The sequence below is a fragment of the Streptococcus sp. 5905 genome, assembly GCF_013276505.1.
Lineage (GTDB): Bacteria > Bacillota > Bacilli > Lactobacillales > Streptococcaceae > Streptococcus.
The window spans coordinates 139,638-162,077 of sequence record NZ_VMLC01000003.1; the positions used below are offsets into that span (position 1 = coordinate 139,638).

Consider the following 22,440-nt stretch of genomic DNA (forward strand, 5'->3'; position numbering starts at 1 on the left):
TAAATACTTTATTAAAACTAAATAGAAAAGGAATAAAACCATGTCAGATATTTCAATCATTTCTGCTATCTTGGTTGTAGTTGTTGCCTTCCTTGCAGGTCTTGAAGGTATCCTCGACCAATTCCAATTCCATCAACCAATCGTCGCATGTACCCTTATCGGACTTGCAACTGGTAACCTCGAAGCAGGTGTTATGCTTGGTGGATCTCTTCAAATGATCGCCCTTGGTTGGGCTAACATCGGAGCTGCCGTAGCTCCTGACGCTGCTCTTGCATCTGTTGCCGCAGCGATCATCTTGATTAAAGGTGGTAACTTTACTACTGAAGGTATCGCCGTTGCAACGGCAACAGCTATCCCTCTTGCCGTAGCTGGACTTTTCTTGACAATGATTGTTCGTACAATCTCAGTTGCCTTGGTTCACTCTGCTGACGCAGCTGCAAAAGAAGGAAACATTGCAGCTGTTGAACGCGCTCACTACTTTGCCCTTGTTCTTCAAGGTCTTCGTATCGCTATCCCTGCAGCCTTCCTTATCGCTATCCCAGCTTCTGCTGTTAAAGACGCTCTTGGCCTAATGCCAGAATGGTTGAATGGTGGTATGGCTGTCGGTGGTGCTATGGTTGTTGCCGTTGGTTACGCTATGGTTATCAACATGATGGCGACTCGTGAAGTATGGCCATTCTTCGCTATCGGTTTCGCTCTTGCAGCGATCTCTCAATTGACTTTGATTGCCCTTGGTGTCATCGGTGTTGCCCTTGCCTTCATCTACCTTAACCTTTCAAAACAAGGTGGAAACGGTGGCGGCGGAGCTGCGACTTCTAACGACCCAATCGGTGATATCCTAGAAGACTACTAGAAAGGGGAACAATCATGGCTGAAAAAATTCAATTATCAAAATCAGATCGTCAAAAAGTTTGGTGGCGTTCACAATTCCTTCAAGGTTCTTGGAACTACGAACGTATGCAAAACTTGGGTTGGGCTTACTCATTGATCCCAGCTATCAAAAAATTGTACACTAAAAAAGAAGACCAAGCGGCTGCTCTTGAGCGTCACCTTGAGTTCTTCAACACTCACCCATACGTAGCTGCTCCAATCATGGGGGTTACTCTTGCACTTGAAGAAGAACGCGCTAACGGTGTTGAAATCGACGACGCGGCTATCCAAGGGGTTAAGATCGGTATGATGGGACCTCTTGCTGGTATCGGTGACCCAGTATTCTGGTTTACAGTTCGTCCTATCCTTGGAGCCCTTGGTGCATCACTTGCTGCATCTGGTAACCTTGTTGGGCCACTTCTCTTCTTCTTCGGATGGAATGCTATCCGTATGGCCTTCCTATGGTATACACAAGAGTTCGGTTACAAAGCTGGATCTGAAATCACTAAAGACATGTCTGGTGGTATCTTGAAGGACATCACTAAAGGAGCATCTATCCTTGGTATGTTCATCCTTGCCGTTCTTGTACAACGTTGGGTGTCTATCAACTTTACTGTGAACCTTCCAGGTAAACAATTGGCAGAAGGTGCCTACATCAACTTCCCAGAAGGACCTGTATCAGGTGCTGAGTTGAAAGGTATCCTTGGTCAAGCACTTGGTGGATTGAGCCTAGATAAGATTCAACCACAAACCCTTCAAGGTCAGTTGAACTCATTGATCCCAGGATTGATGGGACTTCTCCTTACTTTCCTTTGCATGTGGTTGCTTAAGAAAAAAGTATCACCAATCACAATCATCCTTGCTCTCTTTGCAGTAGGTATCGCAGCTCGTTTCTTCGGTATCATGTAATCCAAGCCATCGAGAATATAGATAAAAAAGAATCAGGACTAAACCTGATTCTTTTTGTGTATCAACTTTTTCTCCTAGTAAGATAATGCAAGCCTCCAATCGCCACTGCTAGGCTGGCTACATAGACGACTTGGCTGGTTTCTAAAGGCACAAAAGTTCCTTGAAGGATAAAGGTATTGGCAAGTACGCCAACAAGGGCTGCAAGGCTCAAAAGTGTGAGCAAGGCTAGTTTGTATCGATTAAAGGGAATGCTGATCTTGGCAACTAGACACAGACCATTGACCAAAGCAAGGAGGAAGCAAATAAATTTAACCTGACCTGGGACAGTGATAAAGAAGTTAGTCAGGAGTACACTAGCAACCAGAATGCCACCGCCAATCGCAGCATTGGTCAAAATATCTCGCATAAAATGTGTGCTGACCTTTTCTTTATTGGACTCAAAAGTTAGGAAGAAAGATGGAATCCCAATCGTAATGGCTGAAATGATTGTAAACTGAATGGGGATAAAGGCAAATTCCAAACCAAATACCACACTCAAAATGGCAAAAACGATGGAGAAGAAGGTCTTTGTTAGAAAAAGAGAGGCTACCTTTTGGATGTTATTGATGACACGGCGTCCTTCCATCAAAATATCATAAAATACCGCAAAATCATCTGTCAGGAAAACAATATTGGATACACTTTTGGCTGCGCTTGTAGCACCATTCATAGCAAAACTGATATCTGCTTTCTTGAGAGCTAGAACATCATTAACTCCATCACCGCTCATGGCAACTGTCTTGCCAGCATTTTGCAAAACGGTCACCATCTTTTCTTTCTGCTCAGGTGTAACGCGTCCAAAGATATCGTGTTCCAAGACCACTCTTTCAAAGTCATCATCGCTCACCCTGGTCATATCAATCGCCCGTGCTTCTTCCTTAAAACCTGCTTTACGAGCCACCCCATATACAGCTACATGATTATCACCACTGATAATCTTCACTTCAACACCTTGTGACTCGAAATAGTCAAAGGTTTCCTTGGTATTGTCCTTGATCTCATCTGACAGAACCACATGACCCAGTAGTTCCATACTCGCTGGACTCGTGATGTGGTCCTTACTATGGGCAAGTGTCAAGATTCGAAAACCTTGCTGCTTCAGATGTTCATAGTAGGCATCCATCGGCTGGGTAAATCCTAGAAATTCATAGGCTCCAAAGAAATAGGTCCCACTATCTTTTACTTGGACAAAGGAATACTTGTTTTTACTTGAAAAGGCACCGACTTCTTGAACATCCCAATTTTTCTCACACTTCAAGTGAGTCTTCAGAGCCCGCGATGTTGCATTTTCATCGTCAAAATAGGCTAGATAAGAGGACAGTTTCTCTGCTACATTAGCATCCATTTCTTGAACCTTCATATTGCCAGTCGTGATGGTCCCAGTCTTATCAAAACAAAGAACATCTACTCGCGCCAAGGTTTCCACACAATATAGTTCCTGCACCAAAACCTTCTTTTTCGCCAGCTTCATGGCCGCTACCGCCAGAGACACACTGACTAGTAGAATCAAACCCTCTGGAATCATGCCAACCAAGGCACCAGAACTTCCCAAGACAATATCAACATAAGACCGCCCTAAACTAAAACCTCTGACATAGAGCAGAATGGCAACTGGCACCAGCAAGATCGAGACGATTTTTAAAATCTTATCCATGTAATCGCGCAGTTGAGAAGGGTATTTTTTGAATTCCTTGCTGGATTTTGCGAGTTTGTTGATGTAGCTATCCTGCCCCACAGCCGTCGCCGTGACCAGACAAGTACCGCTGACGACATTACTTCCGCTCATCAGCTTATCACCAACCGTTTTAAAGATCGAATCACTCTCACCCGTCAGCAAAGACTCATCAACTTCAATATTCCCTTCAAGGACTTCTACATCGACAGGCACCTGATCACCCAGATTGAGATGCAGGTACTCACCCAGAACGATGTCCTCTGGATCAATCTCGATTGTTTGACAATCTCGATTAACTTTATACTTACTTTTACCAAGCAAACTCAGCTTTTCTAAGGCATTTTTTGAACGCACTTCTTGGAAAATCCCAATAGCTGTATTGATAGCAATCACACCTAAAAAGAGCATATTTTCAAATCGCAAGGTTGTAGCTACCAGAACCGCCAGAGCCAAGTTCATGGCATTAAAAAAGGTAAAGATATTTGAAACGACAATTTCCTTGGTTGTTTTATAAGGTTTAATGTCGCTGATATTTCGTTGACGATCCTTGATGTCTTGACTGCTTAAATACTTCATTTCTACTCCGATATCCTTTTGTACTACTATAGTAACACATATCTTTTTCTCTGTCACTTAAAGACTCAAAATAAGAAGAACTCCCTTGGCAAGCATCATCTATCGCCACTTCAAGAAGAACTTAAAAAGAAGCTAGGATTTCCCTAACCTCTTTTCTATAGCTTTATTCTGCCAAGGCACCCATTGGATCCCATGGTGCTAACACGATTGGTTCTGCTTCATAGGCAGCTTGTTCTTCTGCTGTCAGCAATTCCTTACGGACAACGATTTGGTAAGTGTATTCATCCATCCAAGCGTCTGAGGCAACAAAGTAACCATCTGCGCCGACCTTATCTCCCCATGAGTTTTCAACCTTCCACTTAGTTGACTTGCCATTTTCATCCAAATCAACACCTGTCAAGACCATGGCGTGGGTCATCAAGCTTTCGCTGTAGTCCAAACGTCCAGCTTTGTCTTGAGTGAGTTGAATATCCATGCTTGATTCAAAGTCATAAACATCTGTCGCAAGAATTCCTGCTTTGCGGTTGCTGAGTTGGCCGACATCAGAACCAAACCAAACAGTCTCACCTGTTTGCATTTGAGCAATCGCCAATTCTTTCAAGCGCTCCATTGGAACGTTGATGTAGCGAACTGCACGGCTACCAACCACATTTCCTAACATCTCAACTGTGTAAGATTTGCCGTAAGGCTTGTCAGCAGTTGGGGCATTGATAACAGAAACATAGTCTTCTAGAGGAAGATTGACATATTTCTTGTAAAATTCCTGTGGCGTGATGCCCTTTTCGCTTTGGTAGTTGTTATCCTTATCGCGGTAGGCAAAGTCAAATTTACGTGGTGGAAGACCCAATGACATGGCAAGGAAGTTAAAGATTTCTTGCAGGAGGTCTTCTTTCTTGGTTTGAACAGTCGCTTGGTCTGCACCAGATGCGAGCAAGTCACGCAAGATCTGAGCATCTTGGCGAAGCAATTTGTTGAGGATAGCATTGAGTTCACGGCTATTGCTAGATGAGACAGACTCTGGATAAACAGACTTGGGCACGACACCGTATTTCTCAAAGAGAGAAACCACCATATCCCACTGACCACCATCTTGTTGAGGAGTTTGGAGCAGGAAGCTAACCTTGCGGCTCGTCAATTCTTGGTCTGCAGTCGCAATGACTTGCTCCAAGAACCAGTTAGATTTTTCATACTTGTCCCAGAAGAAGGTGTGGGCTTGTGACAGTTCAAAGTTTTCTAGTTTGTATTGTGCAATGAGTTTGTGACGGAAAGTGTTAAGGGCTGCAAACATCCAGCAACGACCTGATGCTTTCTGGTTAGTCACCTTGTCCTTGGTCAAATCAAGCGAGAAAACAGGTGTATTGTCTACATGGCTTTGACGACGTTCTAGGGCTGCAAAAATTCCATTATGGCTAGCAGCATTTTCGATAGCTTGGTATTTTACATTTGCTTCATAGTTAGCAAATAATTGATCCGTAAATGATTCTTGAATCGCGTTCATAGATTCCTCCTTTTATTCTACTGTCTATTATAACTCTTTTCACAAAGGAAGCAACTGAAAAATGAAAAAGCAAGCCAAATAGACTCACCTTTTTCATGTTATGGATACTATTTCACACTAGCAAAAAGCAATTCGAGCTCTTCTTGACTGACGCGACGCCATTCTCCCCTTTTCAAATTCTCATCCAAAACTAGAGTCCCCATAGTCAAACGTTGCAGGTCCACCACTTCCTTACCACAGTAGGCCACCATGCGTTTGACCTGGTGAAACTTCCCTTCCGCAATGGTCACCCGAACCTGGCTTTCACCCTTATCTGAATCCACGGACAGAATCTCCAGTTTAGCCGACTGGCAGGTAAAGTCCTTAAGCGGAATGCCCTTGGCAAATGTCTCCACATTTTCTTGGGTCATAATCCCCTTGACCTGAGCTAGATAAGTTTTATCCACATGACGCTTGGGCGAAAGAAGAGCATGGGCAAGCTGACCATCATTAGTCAAGAGCAGAAGACCATGCGTATCAATATCCAAGCGCCCTACAGGAAAGACTTCTTTGGCACGTCCATAGTCGTCCAACAAGTCCAAAACGGTTCTATGCTTGGTATCTTCAGTCGCTGAAATGACTCCTTGGGGCTTGTTCATCATGTAGTAGACGAACTCTTCATACTCTAGTTTTTGACCATCAAAATGAATCTGGTCTCTTTCTTCATTTATTTGCAGTTTTGCTGATTTTTCTTTTTTACCATTTACCGTCACGCGTCCAGCCTTGAGCAAGTTTTTGACCTCTGTCCGACTTCCCACAGCACAGGCAACTAAAAATTTATCTAATCTCATAAAACTATTATATCATACTCAAAAGGAGGCTGGTACAATGACCAACCTCCTTTTCTTTTCAGATTTAGGAACTTAACTTCCTCGTCTCCAGAAAATAGCTAAGACAAGCATAGCTCCTAAAATAGCTGGGATAATGGCCGTTCCTGCTAGAATTGGTCCCCAAGTTCCAAAGAGCAGGTGACCCAGAAAGGCACCAATCCATCCGAGAAACATTTTTCCAAAGCATCCCATGCTCTCTCCACGATTGGTCAAAGCACCTGCCAAGAGTCCCACTAGGAGACCAACAAACATACTTCCAAGCATTGTAACTCCTTAAATAGCCCAGTCTCCATTGCGGAAGAGGGGTACGCGTGTTCCATCCTCACGGATACCATCGATATCCATTTGGTTAGAACCAATCATAAAGTCCACGTGAACATCTGAACGGTTAAGTCCTGCAGCTTCAAGCTCTTCTTCGCTCATCTCTGCTCCACCAACGACGCTAGTCGCATAGGCAGCACCGATAGCCAAGTGGTTTGACGCATTTTCGTCGAAAAGAGTATTAAAGAAGGTAATTCTTGACTGAGAAATTGGACTTGGATCTGGTACCAAGGCACATTCGCCTAAGGCACGCGCTCCAGCATTTTCAAAGACAAGATCTTTCATAACTTGATCACCCTTCTCAGCTGAAATATCCACGATTTGACCTTCTTTGAAGGTTACTTTAATCCCTTCAATGATATTTCCATTGTAGCTAAGTGGTTTTGTAGAAGTGACATAACCATCCGCGCGACGGAAGTCAGGCGCAGTGAAGACTTCCTCTGTCGGCATATTTGGTAAAAAGCCTTCGCCTTGAGCATTGACAGCACCAGCTGATTCCCAAACATGGTTCTTTGGCAAACCAAGTGTCAAATCTGTTCCTGGCGCTGTGTAGTGAAGGGCTGAAAATTGCTCTTTATTGAGCATATCTGCCTTGCTCTTGAGGATAGCAGCGTGTTCTTCCCAAGCTTTAACGGGATCTTCTTCGTAGACACGGCAAGTTTTGAAAATTTGGTCCCAAAGGAGGTCGACTGCTTCTTCATCGCTTGCTGCATTTGGGAAGACTTTCTTAGCCCACTCGAGTCCAGCAGCGGCAGCCACTGTCCAGCTAACCTTGTTGGACTGAGTTGCGATACGCATTGGCTTCATGGCCAGTCCCATAGCTTTAGCAGAAGCTGAAAGCTTGTCAGCGTCCACTCCGTTCAAGGCACCTGGGTCAGAGGAACGAACCCCAAGACGGCTAGCCTTGTTCTCCAAGAGATAGTTCATCTCAGCAATCTTATATTCTGGCACATTGTCCAAACGCTCCATCGGCGCGTGGAGGAATTTCTCACGGTTAATGACATCATCTGTCCACTGAACGATGACCTCATGCGCACCCAAGGCATATGCTTCTTTGACGATTAGTTGCGCCAACTCGCGTTGCTCCACATCGATAGAAAGAGCCAAGGTATGGCCAGGTTGTACATTGATTCCGTTCGCAACCAACAATTTTGCATATTTTTCTAGATTTTCTTTAAAATTTGGTAAAACCATGTCGTTTTCTCTTTTCTATTTTTCTTTCAAAGCAGAGAATAATCCTGCTAAAGCAATGGCACCAGACAAGAGCGCTGTTGATAGGATAATTGTTTCGTCTGCGATCTCTAGCTGATAGTCAAAGACCTTTTCAGCAGGTTTGTCTTCCGCAAAAATTCTTAGTTTCATTTTACTTTTCCTCATCTCCTTTAAAACAACTCATCAAACAAACTCAACTGGTTATCTTCTGGCATATTGCCCAGAATACCCATTTCATCCATCTTTTCAACCAAGGTTGAGGAAAGTCCACCACGTTTGCGGAGTTCCGTTTTAGAGAGGAATTCGCCCTCTTGGCGCGCACGTACCAGTTGCTTGGCAACGTTCTCTCCAAGACCATCCATTGCTACAAATGGCGGAATGAGGGTGTCGCCATCGATGAGGAATTCCGTCGCATCACTGCGATAGAGGTCCAGTTTTCCGAACTTGAAACCACGTTCCCACATCTCATTGACGATTTCAAGTGTTGTGTAGAGGTCAATTTCTACGTTGGAAGCCTCATTGTTCTTCCGTTTTTCAGCGATTTCTGCCATTCTGCGCTTGATGGCATCCAAACCCGCTCCCATGGTCTTGATATCAAAGGCCTTAGCACGGATTGAGAAGTAAGCACAGTAGTAATAAATGGGATGGTGAACCTTGAAGTAGGCTACACGCAAGGCCATCATAACATAGGCCGCAGCGTGGGCTTTAGGGAACATATACTTGATTTTCCCACATGATTCGATATACCACTCTGGTACCTTATTGGCCTTCATGGCTTCGATATAGCCATTTCGCTCCTCTTCGGAAATCTTCAACCACAAGCCCTTACGTACGCGCTCCATGATGGTAAAGGCCATCTTTGGTTCTAGACCCGCGTGCATGAGGTAAACCATGATGTCGTCCCGACAACCGATAACGGTTGAGAGGTCAGCAATTCCTTGCTTAATCAAATCCTGGGCATTTCCCAACCAGACATCAGTACCGTGAGACAACCCTGACAACTGCAGCAACTCCGCAAAGGTTGTCGGATGGGTTTCATCAACCATGCCTCGGACAAAGTTGGTTCCAAACTCTGGTATTCCCAGCATACCCGTCGGCGTTCCGATTTGCTCAGGTGTCACACCTAAAACTTCCGTTCCAGAAAAAAGTGCCATCACACCTTCGTCATCCATAGGAATTTCATTAGGGTCAATGCCAGACAAGTCCTGAAGTTTCCGAATCATGGTCGGATCATCGTGTCCCAGTACATCAAGCTTGAGGACGTTCTCATCGATATCGTGGAAGTTAAAGTGAGTAGTCTGCCATTCAGCCGTTACGTCATCTGCTGGATACTGAACAGGCGTAAAGTCGTAAACATCCATGTAGTTCGGAATAACAACGATTCCCCCCGGGTGTTGTCCTGTCGTCCGCTTAACACCAGCAGCACCTTGAGCGAGGCGTTCCACCTCTGCATCACGATAAAATTTGCCATAGTCACGCTCGTAACCCTTGACAAAGCCATAGGCCGTCTTGGCAGCCACTGTACCAACCGTTCCTGCACGGAAGGCATATTCCTCACCAAAGATATCACGAACATCCAAGTGAGCGCTAGGTTGGTCTTCTCCCGAGAAGTTCAAGTCAATATCGGGAACCTTGTCTCCATCAAAACCAAGAAAAGTCTCGAACGGAATATCCTGCCCATTTTTGCTGAGTTTATGACCACACTTTGGACAATCCTTATTAGGCATGTCAAATCCTGAACCATAAGAACCATCGGTGATAAACTCACTGTACTGACACTGACCACAGACATAGTGAGGAGAGAGAGGATTGACCTCTGTAATCCCAATCATGGTCGCAACAAAACTGGAACCGACAGATCCACGAGAACCAACCAAGTAACCCCGTTCATTAGAACGTTGTACCAGCATCTGGGAAGCCAGATAAATCACGGCAAATCCATTCCCAAGAATGGAAGTCAATTCTTTTTCAATCCGCAAATCAACAATATCTGGCAGCGGATTTCCATAAATCTCAAAAGCTTTCTTGTAGGTCAGCTCAGCGACCGTTTCTTCCGCCTTGTCGATGAAAGGCGTGTACAAGTCACCCTTAACAACCTCAACAGGTTCAAAGACTTCTGCCAAAGCATTGGTGTTTTCAATAACCAGTTTGCGAGCTAAATCTTCTCCCAGGAAGGCAAATTCATCCAACATCTCATTAGTGGTTCGAAAATGAGCTTTGGGAAGTGGAGCTGGTTGGGCATGTTCGCCATGACCGATGGTTCGGTTAATCATAGCCCCCTGTCCTAAACTACGGACGATAATTTCACGGTAAATCTCTTCTTCTGGTTCGATATAATGGACATTTCCCGTAGCCAAAACAGGCTTCCCGAGACGGTCCCCGACCTCGATCAAACTCTTGATAATGGTCTGAAGTTCCTCCATATCCTTGACCTGCTCTTTAGCAATCAAGGGAGCATAGATAGCCGGTGGCATGACCTCGATAAAGTCGTAATACTTAGCCACTTCAACCGCCGCATCCACACCTTGGGAAACAACTGCATCAAAAACTTCACCTTCTGAACAGGCTGATCCTAAAATCAAGCCCTCCCGATGGGCATCTAGAACCGTTCTCGGAATTCGTGGCACCCCTTCAAAGTACTTGGTATTGGACAAAGAAACCAGTTTAAAGATATTTTTTAGACCAACTTGATTCTTGACATAAATGGTCGCATGCTTGATCCGAGCTTTTTTATAAGAGTCTGGACTGATTAGATCAATATTTAGCCTAGCCAGATCGGTCACACCATGTTTTTCTGCTACCTCTTTGATAAAGATGAAAAGCAGACGACCTGTAGCTTCCGCATCGTAGTTGGCCATGTGGTGGTGTTCCAGTGCCACACCAAAACGCTTGGTCAAAGGTCCCAAACCATGACGTTTATACTCAGGATAGAGGTTCCTAGCAAACTCCAGCGTATCGATAACTGGCTGGCTAATCTTAGGCAGACCATGGCGCTCATAGTTGGCATTCATAAAGCCAACGTCAAAGGTGGCATTGTGGGCAACTAGGACGGTATCCTTACAGAATTCTTGGAATTCTTGCAAAACTTGTTCCAGTTGTTTGGCATTTTTGACATGATCATCTGTAATTCCTGTCAACTCAGTAGTAAAGGCTGACAAGGGATGACCTGGGTTGATAAATTCATCAAATTCAGCAATGACATTTCCCTTGTACATCTTAGAGGCCGCAACCTGAATCAGGTCATTATAGATGGCTGAAAGTCCCGTCGTTTCCACGTCAAAAACTACATAGGTCGCTTCTGACAAGTCCATCTCCACTTCGTTATAAACGATTGGAACACGATCCTCCACAATATTGGCTTCCATTCCATAGATCAGCTGGATTCCAGCTTTCTTGGCCGCCTTATAGCCGTGTGGGAAAGATTGAACATTTCCATGGTCCGTGATGGCAACCGCCCTGTGTCCCCACTTAGCAGCTATCGCAACGATCTCCTCTACTTCTGGTAGAGCATCCATAGTCGACATATTAGTATGAGCATGAAACTCAACCCGACGCTCACCTTCTGGCATCAAATCCTTCCGCTCATAGTGAACAACTTCCTGCACATCCTGGACGTTCATGGTCAAATCACGTGTGAAGTTATTCATCTCCACATTCCCACGCACTCGTAGCCAAGAATTCTTCTTAATGATGTCAAACTTCTGAGCTTCTTCTTCATTCTTAACCCATTTTTGCATTGAAAAACTTGAAGTGTAGTCTGTCATTTTAAAGTTGATTAAAACGCGACCAGTTCTGGTCACCTTATGCTCCACATCAAAAACGACCCCTTCAAAGACCAGGCGATTTTCCTCAGTCGTCACGTCGATCATCTGGGTAACTTCAGCCTTATCTAGTTTAGGCTTGGCCGCAGCCTTTTTAGCCTGAAAATCAAAGGCTGGCTTCTCTTCTACTGGAGGAGGAGCCATTTGTTCCAGTTGCTCCATAGCCCGGAGTGCTTCCTCATTGGCAGCCTGGACGATTTGTTCATTCTCCACATGAAAGGCTTCTTCCTGTTCTTGTGTAAGTGCATCGTTCTTTTCTATCTGGCAAACAAAGGCTGGGAAACCAAACTTTTCAAGCTGCTTTGCTAGATTAGGAAGGTGATTTTTCTTAAAGTGTTCCTTATCAATCGCCTCTGAACCTTCAATAAAGAGCTGATTTCCCTCCGTACGAACTTGCAGGTTCTGGTAAAGAGATTTAAACCCTTGACTAGCACATGGACCTTCAGAAAAAGCCTCCCTATAGTAGGCCTGCAAAAGTTCATTTGAAAATTCTTGAGAGAGAGCCTTGATTTCGAAAACAGCTTTATTCCCTGTCTTAGAAAATTCCTCACTCAACCCTTTCTTTAACTCTAAAAAGATTTCAATCGGTAAAATATTAGAAAATACAAAATGAAATTCCCAGACCTTACTAATTTTATGAACCACAACACGCTCAATATCAGCCTTTGATAAAGTAGGAGCCTGTCTCATTTCAGCAGGCATCCCCAGTTGATTCATTAAAATTTCAAACTTACTTGACATTCAATTTCCTCACATTATTCTCTTACTATTTTACCATAATTAAAGAAAATATATAGCTAGTACCATTTTCCTTGCGATTTAAATGGAAAGATTTTATCATACTTGTGGTAGATAAAACTATACTGATCCGTAGTCACATATTAAAAAGTGAGATGATTTTCATCTCACTTTTATTCTTAAAATCCATTATTGTCGCTGAGCTCTTTGAACCAGTGGCCTGATTTCTTCAGGCGGCGTTCTTGCGTTTCCAAGTCAAGCTCAACCAAACCATAGCGGTTTTTATAGCTATTGAGCCATGACCAGCAGTCAATAAAGGTCCAGATTAAGTAGCCTTTACAGTTGGCGCCATCTTCAATAGCACGATGGAGTTCACGCAAATGCCCCTTGACAAAGTCAATACGATAGTCGTCTTGAATCATGTCATTCTCACGGAACTTGTCTTCACCTTCAACACCCATACCGTTTTCTGTCAACATCCACTCAATATTACCATAATTTTCCTTGATATTTTGAGCAATATCATAAATCCCTTGCTCGTAGATTTCCCAACCGCGGTGGGGATTGATCTTACGACCCGGCATGACATATGGCTCATAGAAATGCTCTGGCAAGAGCGGGCTATCTGGATGCTTGGCAAAACGTGGCGCCATAACACGCAGAGGTTGGTAGTAGTTGACTCCAAGGAAGTCCACAGTATGCTCTCGAATGACTTCTAACTCTTCAACAGTGTACTCTGGTAGCAAATCATGCTCAGACAAAATTTCCACCAATTCCTCTGGATAAGCTCCCAAGACAGACGGATCTAGGAAAGATTGAGCTTGAAAGAGGTCGGCAATGCGAGCGGCCTTGACATCTGCAGGATGCTGACTACGTGGGTAGGCTGGTGTCAAATTAAGGACAATCCCAATCTTGGAATCAGGCAAAACTTCATGACAGGCCTTCACCGCAAGACTACTAGCCAGTTGTGTGTGATAGGCAACCTTAACCGCCGCTTTGGCATCTACCTTATGAGGATAGTGGGCATCATAGAAATAGCCAAACTCTACAGGAACGATGGGCTCATTAAAGGTAATCCATTGGTCCACCAAGTCGCCGTAAGTTTCAAAACAAAAACGAGCATAGTCTTCATAGGCTGAGACAGTCGCCTTATTTTCCCAACCATCCCCGTCTGCTTGAAGGGCAAAAGGGAGGTCAAAGTGGTAGAGATTGACTAGAAGACGGATTCCCTTAGACTTGATGGCTTCAAATACCTGACGGTAGAAAGCCACCCCTTGAGGATTGACTTCTCCACGGCCTTGTGGGAAAACGCGAGACCACTGGATAGAAGTGCGAAAGGCTGTATGACCAGTCTCTACCAAAAGCTCAATATCCTTCTCCCAGTTTTCGTAAAAAGTCGATGTTTTGTCAGGTCCAATCCCATTGTAGTAGCGATTGGGTTCCACCTGATACCAATAATCCCAGAGATTATCTCCCTTGCCATCACCTGGCACTCGTCCTTCTGTCTGTGGTCCAGAAGTGGAGGAACCCCAAACAAAATCCTTTGGAAATTTTAGCATTGTTATACCTCTTAAATTGATTATGTCTTTATTCACTCCCATTATATAGAAAAAACAAGGTAAAAACTAGTTACATTTTTGCCTTGTTTTTCTTCTGATTATAGTTTTTATTTCTTGCTTAGGATTTCAAGCGTTTCGAGCAAGTTGTCTGCGTGAACTTCGATAGTGTCACCAGTCGCTTTGATTTTAACTTCTACAATACCGTCAGCTGCTTTCTTCCCAACAGTGATACGGATTGGCAACCCAATCAAGTCGCTATCGCTAAACTTCACTCCGACACGTTCGTTACGGTCATCTGTCAAGACTTCGTAACCAGCTCCCATCAAGTTGGATTCCAATTTTTCTGTTAAGGCTTGCGCTTCTTCATCTTTGACATTGACAGTGATCAAGTGCACATCAAATGGTGCCAATTCTTTAGGGAAGTTAACTCCCCAAGCGTAACGGTATTCACCTTTTGGCGTTTTGTTAACAAAGAGGCGAGCGTGTTGCTCTATAACGGCTGAGAGGAGACGACTAACACCGATACCGTAACATCCCATGATGATTGGCACAGCACGACCATTCTCGTCCAAAACATCTGCGCCCATACTTGCTGAATAACGAGTTCCGAGTTTGAAAATATGACCGATCTCGATACCACGCGCAAAGTTAAGGACCCCTTGTCCGTCTGGTGAAATTTCACCCTCACGAACTTCGCGAATGTCCACGTATTCTGCAGTGAAATCACGACCTGGGTTCACACCCGTCAAGTGGTAGCCATCTTCGTTAGCCCCCACAACAGCATTGCGAACATCTTGCACCTTACGGTCTGCAATAATTTTAACATTCTCTGGCAAACCAACTGGACCAAGTGAACCAAAACCAGCTGGAATAACATTTGCTACTTCTTCTTCGCTAGTCACATCAAAGAAATCTGCACCCAAGTGGTTTTTCAACTTGACTTCGTTGAGTTGGTCATTTCCAACTAGAAGGGCTGCAACAAGCTCACCATCCGCCATGTAGAAGAGGGTCTTGATCGTTTGTTCTTCTGGAACGTTGAGAAAGGCTGCCACTTCATCGATGGATTTAACATCTGGTGTTGCAACACGAGTTACTTCTTCTTCAGCGACAACACGGTTGCTTGGTTTGTACTCGTTTGTTGCCATTTCTAAGTTAGCTGCATAGCTGGATTCACTTGAGTAGGCGATGGTATCTTCACCAGAGACCATCCACTTAAGCAATTCTGCCTTGATTTCTTCTTGCACTTCTGCAGGAATTTCGTCAAATGAGGCAACTGACTTGTCCAAAACAACCCAGCGGTCGAGGTCTGTACGGGCTGGTGTAATCGCCATAAATTCTTGGCTATCCTTACCACCCATGGCTCCACCGTCACCGATGATGGCCTTGAAATCCAAGCCACTACGAGTGAAAATACGTTCATAGGCCGCCTTGTACTCGTCATAAGTCACATCCAAACTGTCATAGTTGGCATGGAAACTATAGCCGTCTTTCATGATAAATTCACGCGTACGGAGAAGGCCGTTACGTGGGCGTTTTTCATCACGATACTTGGGCTGGATTTGGTAAAGGTTGAGTGGCAATTGTTTGTATGACTTAACAGAGTCACGGACAATGGCTGTGAAAGTCTCTTCGTGTGTCGGACCTAGGATAAAGTCCGACTTTTCACGGTTTTTCAGTTTATAAAGGTCTTCACCATATGTTTCATAACGACCTGATTCACGCCAAAGATCGGCACTAAGAAGGGCCGGAGCTAGCATTTCTACTGCACCAATCTTATCAAACTCTTGGCGCATGATGTTCTTAGCCTTTTCAATCACACGGTTAGCAAGTGGTAGGTAAGAATAAACACCTGCAGAAACTTGACGAACATAGCCAGCACGCAACATAAGGGCGTGGCTGATAACTTGAGCATCGCTTGGCATTTCGCGAAGCGTAGGGATTAGCATTTTACTTTGTTTCATAATATTCCTCGATTATCTAAAAGAAGAGTCGCATAATGTCATTCCAGGTCACAGCTAGCATCAAGACAACCATGATAACTACACCAGCCATGGTGACATAGGTTTCAATTTCTTGTTTAAGGGGTTTCCGGCGGATAGCCTCTAGGATATTGAGCACAATCTTTCCACCATCCAAAGCCGGGATCGGAATCAAATTAAAAATTCCGATATTAATAGAAATCATAGCTAGGAAGTAGAGGACATTCTCAAGACCATTTTTAGCAGCATCGCTACTTGCCTTAAAAATGGCAACGGGACCACCGAGTTTGTTCAAATCTGGATGGAAAATCAAGTTTTTCAGAGCCGAAAGGATACGGAGTCCCGAGTCAGCAGCTGTCGTAAATCCACCAACAAACATGGATAGAAAGTCTGACTTGACTCCCGGTTGAACCCCAAGAATGTAACGTCCTTGATTTTCTTCTGGCGTCACAGTGACTTGCTTTTCGCTACCATTTTCAGAAATGGTCACATCCAAGGTCGGAGCGGTCTTGTCCTTGGTATCTGCTTCTACAGCCTGAATCAAGTCTTGCCAATTCTTAACTTCGTGAGAGCCGACCTTGGTAATTTGAGCTGTCTCAGCTACACCCACCTTAGCCAAAGCGCCCTCTGGCATGACATGAAAGAGATTTGTCTGAGTATCTCTAACACCGCCTTGTAAAAAGATTAGGATCCAAAAAACAACGACTCCTAAGATAAAGTTGTTCATAGGACCTGCAAAGTTGGTGATGAGCTTGCCCCAGATAGAAGCATTTTGGTACTGTACATCCAGAGGGGCAATGCGCACTTCGGTTCCATCTGCCTCAACAACCGTTGCATCATGATCCACTGCAAAGGTCTTTTCTTCTTCCAAGACCATGCCTTTAATGAAGAGCTTGTCTTCAAAGTCAAACTGGGTTACCTGCATAGGGAGAGCTGTTTGATCCAGTTTCTTCCCAGATAGATTGATCCGTTTGACCTTACCATCATCAGTAAGTGTTAAACTGACTGGGGTTCCTGTCTTGATTTCTGTCGCATCATCGCCCCAACCAGCCATACGAACGTAGCCACCTAGAGGGAGCATCCGAATGGTATAAGCAGTGCCATCCTTACCAATATGGGCAAAAATCTTGGGGCCCATACCAATAGCAAATTCACGAACTAGAATGCCCGATTTCTTGGCAAAATAAAAATGTCCAAACTCATGCACCACCACGATAATCCCAAAAACTAGGATAAAGGTTAGCAATCCAATCATTCAATATTCCTTTCTTTAGAAGAGGCCAAACAAGTGCATGATAGGAAAGACAACTAGCATACTGTCAAAACGATCCAACACACCACCATGCCCCGGGATAAATTTCCCAGAATCCTTGACACCGAAATGGCGTTTCATGGCACTCTCAATCAAGTCACCAAACTGACCCGCCACACTGAAGAAGACGGCAAAGAGGCTCATTCTATAAATCCCATAAGGGAGAGCAACTGTGCTGTCTACTAGCATGAAGATTGCTGTTACCAGTACCGCACCTAGAATCCCACCGATAAAGCCCTCAATACTCTTATTAGGAGAAACTCTTGGTGCCAACTTATGCTTCCCAAAATTCATCCCTATCAGGTAAGCCGCACTATCTGTCGCCCAAACGATAAAGAGGGCCAGAAGCACCTTGTCAAAACCTGCCACTCGAGCATCTAGTAAGGCATTAAAACCAAAACCAACATAAAAGCTCACAGCAATTGGAAAGGCAGCATCTTCAATCGTATAGTTTTTACTGAAAACGGTCGTCCCTAGCATGATCGTAATTAAAACGCTGTAGGCAACCACATTCCCATCAACAGGCAAAAAAGTTAGATAATTTTCTAAGGGGATTGTGAGGGCAAATGTCGCAAAGAGGGTCAAGGCGCCCTCGATGGTCATGGTCTTTAGCCCCTTCATCTGCAAGAGTTCATGGACAGCCAGCATCGCTAACAAACCAATCCCTATCTGCAACAAGAGTCCTCCCACAAATAAGACTGGAAGGAAAATAGCCAGAGCCAATACCGCAAACAATGTTCTCTTTTGTAAATCTTGGGTCATATCTTCTCCTAAACTCCTCCAAAACGGCGATTGCGACGATTATAGGCCGTAATAGCCTCCTTCAAAGATGCTTCATCAAAATCAGGCCACAAGGTATCCGTAAAGTAAAGCTCACTATAGGCTGCTTGCCATGGCAAGAAATTACTCAAACGCAACTCGCCACTCGTACGGATAATCAAATCAGGATCTCGCAAATCCTTTGGCAGGCGTTGTGTGAAAAGATAATCCCCTATCATATCTTCTGTAATATCACCAGGATTGATTTTGGCATCTAGAACTTCCTGAGCCAAGCTCTTAAAAGCCTGCGTAATTTCAGCACGACCACCATAGTTAAGCGCAAAATTGAGAATCAAGCCTGTATTGTTCTTGGTCAACTCCTCTGCTTTTTTCAAAGCTTCAAAAGTCGGCTTAGGTAGGCGATCTGTCTCCCCAATCATCTGAATCTTAACATTATTTGCATGCAATTCAGGGACGTAGTTGTCATAAAACTCGACTGGCAAGTTCATGATAAACTTGACTTCTTGATCTGGGCGCGTCCAGTTTTCCGTTGAAAAGGCATAGACTGTGATGACCTTAACTCCCATCTTATTAGCTGCCTTGGTCACCTTTTGGAGGGCTTCCATCCCTGCCTTATGACCAAAAACCCGTGGTTGCATCCGTTTTTTAGCCCAGCGACCATTTCCATCCATGATGATGCCAATGTGAGCAGGAACCTGTGTTGGAACCTCAACTTCTACAGCTTTATCTTTCTTAAAAAATCCAAACATGATCTTATTCCTATTCAAAAATCTATCGTTTCATTATACCATATTTCCCTCTATTCTTCTATTGCTAAGTTACTGCCCCTGCTTACAGATAGACAAAAAATAAGCCGCCTGATTGGGCGACTTTATTTTATAGGGAGATTATTATGAAAAAGTTTTAGGAGTTTAAGTTAAGTTCTTCTTAACTTATGAGCTTAGTATACACCTCCTAGCTTAAATTTTTCTTAAGTTTTTTGAGAAATGAAAAATCTAAAATAAGATTGCCCACTTGAGTGTACGAAAAGTAGCTCAAATCATCTCAAATAGCCAATCTAAGTCTAAAACCTAGCTTTTTCTGAAAGTCATTTCAAGCTGGCACCTTTTTCCATAGTTTATAGATTGAAACTTTGCCTCATAAGTTACTTTCATAATGCACTTATCTATCAAATCATGTATTCTACACTATAGGTGGCATCTGATAAGATACGAGCCAGGAACTGCTTGGTTCGTTCTTCCTGCGGTCGACTAAAGAAGTCGTGTGGATTATTCTCCTCTACGATACGGCCTCCGTCCATGAAAATAACGTGGTTAGCGACATCCCTAGCAAATCCCATCTCATGTGTGACGACCACCATGGTCACACCTTCTCCCGCCAACTGTTTCAAAACATCCAAAACATCTCCAACCAACTCAGGGTCTAGTGCAGATGTTGGTTCATCGAGTAAAATCACCTCGGGCTTGACGGCAATGGCACGCGCAATTCCTATTCGTTGTTGTTGCCCTCCAGATAGTTGTGAAGGGTAGTAGTCCTTATAAGCAAGTAAACCAACTTTTTCTAAGGCAGATTCTGCACGTTTGAGCGCTTCTTCCTTGGGAACTTTACGAGCCACGATTAGGCCTTCTAGAATATTTTCCAGAGCAGTTTTGTTTGCAAAGAGATTGTAGTGTTGGAAAACAAAGGCTGTTTTTTGGCGAATTTCTAGAATGTCTTTCTTGCTCAATTTTGCCAAGTCATAGGTTTTTCCTGCCAAGGTCAACTGACCGCGGTCAGCTTTTTCTAAGTGGTTGAGACAGCGGAGAAAGGTCGTTTTCCCCGAACCTGATGGTCCTAAAATGACGACTACATCCCCTTGATTGACCTGGAGATTGACATCCTCCAGTACCTGCCTCTCACCAAATGTTTTTGCGATATGTTCTACTTGTAACATCCTGTCCTCCTATACAAAACGCGCACTAGATGCTTTTGCTCTCTTTTCTTTTTTTACATAGCCTTTTTCCAGCAGGGAGAAGACCCACTGAATCAAACCACAGATCAAAATATACTGCAAAAAGATTACAAAATAAGACTCAAAATACTGGTAACCATAGGACGCTTCCACACGAGCAATAGCGGTGATATCCTTGATAGTCATAACAAAGACCAGAGAGGTCCCTTTGACGATATTGATCACCAGATTGGCCAAGTTAGGCAAGGCTGAGCGCAAGGCTTGAGGAAAAACAATCCTTAGATAGGCCTGGGTCGTAGTCAGCCCAATCGCATGCGCCGCCTCTAGTTGTCCCTTGTCCACCGTCAAGATCGCTGAACGCAAAATCTCCGATAAACTCCCGACTGTCATCAAACTATAAATGATAAAGGCATAGTAGAGAGGATCAAGCTTGAAAATATCAAAGTCACTTCCTATGCTTTTGAGAAATTGATTCAGCAAACTTGGAAACAAACTATAAAAGAAGAGAATCAATAAAATCGGAGGAGTCGCTCGGATAAACGCCAGATAGACCAGAGAAAAACTCCTCACCCCTCGAATCTTGTAAATCTGCCCCAAGGCTAAAAATAGAGCTGGTAAAAAGCTTAAGACCATAGCCACAATCATGATAATCAAGGTGATTGGCACACCCTTCAAGGTCTCCAGAAAGGTCTTTACAATATAGTCTATATCCATTTCTTACCTCCCTTTTGTTTCCAAAGACTTCTCAAGCAAACGACTCAAGCTAGAAATAACCAAGGCAATCCCCCAGTAAAGAAGCGCAACTGCCGTATAGGTTTCCAGAGAGTAGTTCCCTAAATTGCGACTGATCAAGAGATTGCCTGCCCCCATGACATCAACAAAACCAATCGTATAAGCCAAGGCAGCATCCCGCATCAGATTGAGAATAGCGGTTGTTATATTGGGAAGAGCAACTTGAAAAGCTTGGGGAAAAATGATTCTCCAAAAAGTCTGACTTGGAGTCAAACCAATACTAAGCCCGGCCTCTGTCTGCCCCTTTGGAATAGCTTGATAGGCCGCCTTGAAAACCTCGGCAACGATAGCCGCAAACAAGAGAATCATCGTCAAGAGAACAAAAATAGTTTTAGACCAGTTGTTGATATCCAAACCAAGCCACCATTTCAGAAATTCTGGCAAGCCATAAAAGACTAGAAAAAGTAAGACAATCGGCGGTGTACAACGAAGGGTAAAGATATAGCCTTTGGAAATCGCTGCAAAACTCTTATCTTCTCCTACTTGCGCCCAGGCCAAGAGACCTCCAAAAAGGGAACCAAGAAGAGTGGTAAAAAAGAGAATGGACAAGGTCATAGGAAGCGCCTGCCATAAGGTCGGCAAAAACTGAAAGACCTTGGAAAAATCATAAGAAACCATGCAAAACCCTTTCTAGTCTTGGAATTTCTGGTCTAGTCTTTGTCTACGTAACTAAAGACATCTTCTTTAAAGTATTGCTGAGATAGCTTAGCAAGCGTGCCATCTTCTTTCAACTCTTTAATTGCTTTTTCGTATTCTTTAGCAAATTTCTCACCCTTTTCATCACGGTGAATCAAGGGATAAGTTGGAATACCCTTGTATGGGAACCAGCTGAGTTTATCTGCATATTGGTGGTAAGGGCCATCTTCTGCGGTAACTGCTTTTTCAAAGGACAGTTTGATATCAAAGAAGGCGTCATAACGTCCTTCTAAGACCCAGGCATAGGCATCTGCCACTTTGAAAGATTCAGCTGCTGTCAACTCAATCGGTGCATCCTGATGTTTTTCATTGTAGGTGGTGATAACATTCCATTGAGCATTCTGTGGAGAGATGGGAACCAATTTTCCTTTATTCTTAGCAAAGTCATCAATGGTTTTGTATTTCTGTTCATCTTCTTTTCTGACAGTAAATCCGATAATGCTCGCTCCGACTGGTTCAGATGGAATGACAAACTTTTTAGCTCGTTCTTCTGTGTACCAAGCTCCCTTGGTTCCGATGTCATACTTGCCTGATTCCAGACCAATCAAGAGGTCGTCATCACTGGTACCCGTATATTCAAATTGATAGTTTGCCAACTTCTCATCAACAGCCTTCAAAACAGCTACTTCATAACCATCTGATTCCCCTTTTTCATTAACAAAGTCATAAGGTACGTAGTTTTGTGTATGGGCAACCTTCAAGGTTATGACCCCACCAGATGAAGCTGTTTCTCCCTCTTTGGCTGGAGCGCCAGCTAAACTTCTCCCGATAATCGTTGCCCCAATTACTGCAACAACTGCTACACCACCGATAATCCATGCTTTTTTACTCATCTTTTTCTCC

The 22,440-nt window shown here is 43.9% G+C and carries 18 protein-coding genes; 2 read left to right on the forward strand and 16 right to left on the reverse strand.

From position 1 onward, the window contains the following. The first annotated feature begins 40 nt into the window (after window positions 1-40). Complete coding sequence (locus HT680_RS06285) at window positions 41-853, forward strand: PTS mannose/fructose/sorbose transporter subunit IIC (RefSeq protein WP_009730710.1); 813 nt, start codon at window positions 41-43, stop codon at window positions 851-853. Between the two features lie 14 nt (window positions 854-867). Continuing rightward, on the forward strand, window positions 868-1,779 hold the full coding sequence (locus HT680_RS06290; protein WP_038804607.1) for a PTS system mannose/fructose/sorbose family transporter subunit IID: 912 nt from the start codon (window positions 868-870) through the stop codon (window positions 1,777-1,779). Between the two features lie 61 nt (window positions 1,780-1,840). On the opposite strand, the gene HT680_RS06295 is transcribed toward HT680_RS06290, so the two are convergent. The 16 genes from HT680_RS06295 to HT680_RS06370 form a co-directional block, all read right to left on the reverse strand. Continuing rightward, window positions 1,841-4,069: an HAD-IC family P-type ATPase gene (locus tag HT680_RS06295; protein ID WP_173259071.1), complete on the reverse strand. Its 2,229-nt coding sequence runs from the start codon at window positions 4,067-4,069 to the stop codon at window positions 1,841-1,843. 163 nt (window positions 4,070-4,232) lie between these two features. Further along, window positions 4,233-5,567: an aminopeptidase C gene (gene pepC / locus HT680_RS06300; protein WP_173259072.1), complete on the reverse strand. Its 1,335-nt coding sequence runs from the start codon at window positions 5,565-5,567 to the stop codon at window positions 4,233-4,235. Window positions 5,568-5,674: 107 nt separating this feature from the next. After that, window positions 5,675-6,397, reverse strand: a complete 723-nt coding sequence (locus HT680_RS06305; RefSeq protein ID WP_173259073.1) for a pseudouridine synthase — start codon at window positions 6,395-6,397, stop codon at window positions 5,675-5,677. 72 nt (window positions 6,398-6,469) lie between these two features. Continuing rightward, on the reverse strand, window positions 6,470-6,700 hold the full coding sequence (locus HT680_RS06310) for a GlsB/YeaQ/YmgE family stress response membrane protein (protein ID WP_173259074.1): 231 nt from the start codon (window positions 6,698-6,700) through the stop codon (window positions 6,470-6,472). 9 nt (window positions 6,701-6,709) lie between these two features. Next, window positions 6,710-7,951 (reverse strand): aminopeptidase, encoded by a 1,242-nt coding sequence (locus tag HT680_RS06315; RefSeq protein WP_173259076.1) that lies wholly within the window; start codon window positions 7,949-7,951, stop codon window positions 6,710-6,712. Window positions 7,952-7,966: 15 nt separating this feature from the next. Further along, window positions 7,967-8,119: a hypothetical protein gene (locus HT680_RS06320; protein ID WP_125827823.1), complete on the reverse strand. Its 153-nt coding sequence runs from the start codon at window positions 8,117-8,119 to the stop codon at window positions 7,967-7,969. 20 nt (window positions 8,120-8,139) lie between these two features. Next, on the reverse strand, window positions 8,140-12,531 hold the full coding sequence (locus tag HT680_RS06325; protein WP_173259078.1) for a PolC-type DNA polymerase III: 4,392 nt from the start codon (window positions 12,529-12,531) through the stop codon (window positions 8,140-8,142). 176 nt (window positions 12,532-12,707) lie between these two features. Further along, on the reverse strand, window positions 12,708-14,087 hold the full coding sequence (locus HT680_RS06330; protein ID WP_173259080.1) for a glycoside hydrolase family 1 protein: 1,380 nt from the start codon (window positions 14,085-14,087) through the stop codon (window positions 12,708-12,710). Window positions 14,088-14,194: 107 nt separating this feature from the next. Further along, window positions 14,195-16,048 carry a proline--tRNA ligase gene (locus HT680_RS06335; RefSeq protein WP_173259083.1) on the reverse strand — a complete coding sequence of 618 codons (1,854 nt, stop codon included), beginning with the start codon at window positions 16,046-16,048 and terminating at the stop codon, window positions 14,195-14,197. Between the two features lie 16 nt (window positions 16,049-16,064). Then, window positions 16,065-17,321, reverse strand: a complete 1,257-nt coding sequence (gene rseP, locus HT680_RS06340) for an RIP metalloprotease RseP (protein WP_173259085.1) — start codon at window positions 17,319-17,321, stop codon at window positions 16,065-16,067. Between the two features lie 15 nt (window positions 17,322-17,336). Continuing rightward, the gene (locus tag HT680_RS06345; protein WP_084974463.1) at window positions 17,337-18,140 is read right to left on the reverse strand and encodes a phosphatidate cytidylyltransferase; all 804 of its coding nucleotides are present in this window, start codon (window positions 18,138-18,140) and stop codon (window positions 17,337-17,339) included. An 8-nt stretch (window positions 18,141-18,148) separates the two neighbouring features. Next, a complete protein-coding gene (locus tag HT680_RS06350) occupies window positions 18,149-18,907 on the reverse strand; it encodes an isoprenyl transferase (RefSeq protein ID WP_038805815.1) in 759 nt (252 codons plus the stop codon). Between the two features lie 419 nt (window positions 18,908-19,326). Beyond that, window positions 19,327-20,091 (reverse strand): amino acid ABC transporter ATP-binding protein, encoded by a 765-nt coding sequence (locus tag HT680_RS06355; protein WP_173259087.1) that lies wholly within the window; start codon window positions 20,089-20,091, stop codon window positions 19,327-19,329. Between the two features lie 9 nt (window positions 20,092-20,100). Then, a complete protein-coding gene (locus tag HT680_RS06360; protein ID WP_173259089.1) occupies window positions 20,101-20,823 on the reverse strand; it encodes an amino acid ABC transporter permease in 723 nt (240 codons plus the stop codon). Between the two features lie 3 nt (window positions 20,824-20,826). Then, complete coding sequence (locus HT680_RS06365) at window positions 20,827-21,519, reverse strand: amino acid ABC transporter permease (RefSeq protein WP_000255460.1); 693 nt, start codon at window positions 21,517-21,519, stop codon at window positions 20,827-20,829. Between the two features lie 32 nt (window positions 21,520-21,551). Further along, window positions 21,552-22,430 carry a transporter substrate-binding domain-containing protein gene (locus tag HT680_RS06370; protein WP_173259091.1) on the reverse strand — a complete coding sequence of 293 codons (879 nt, stop codon included), beginning with the start codon at window positions 22,428-22,430 and terminating at the stop codon, window positions 21,552-21,554. Between the last annotated feature and the right edge of the window lie 10 nt (window positions 22,431-22,440).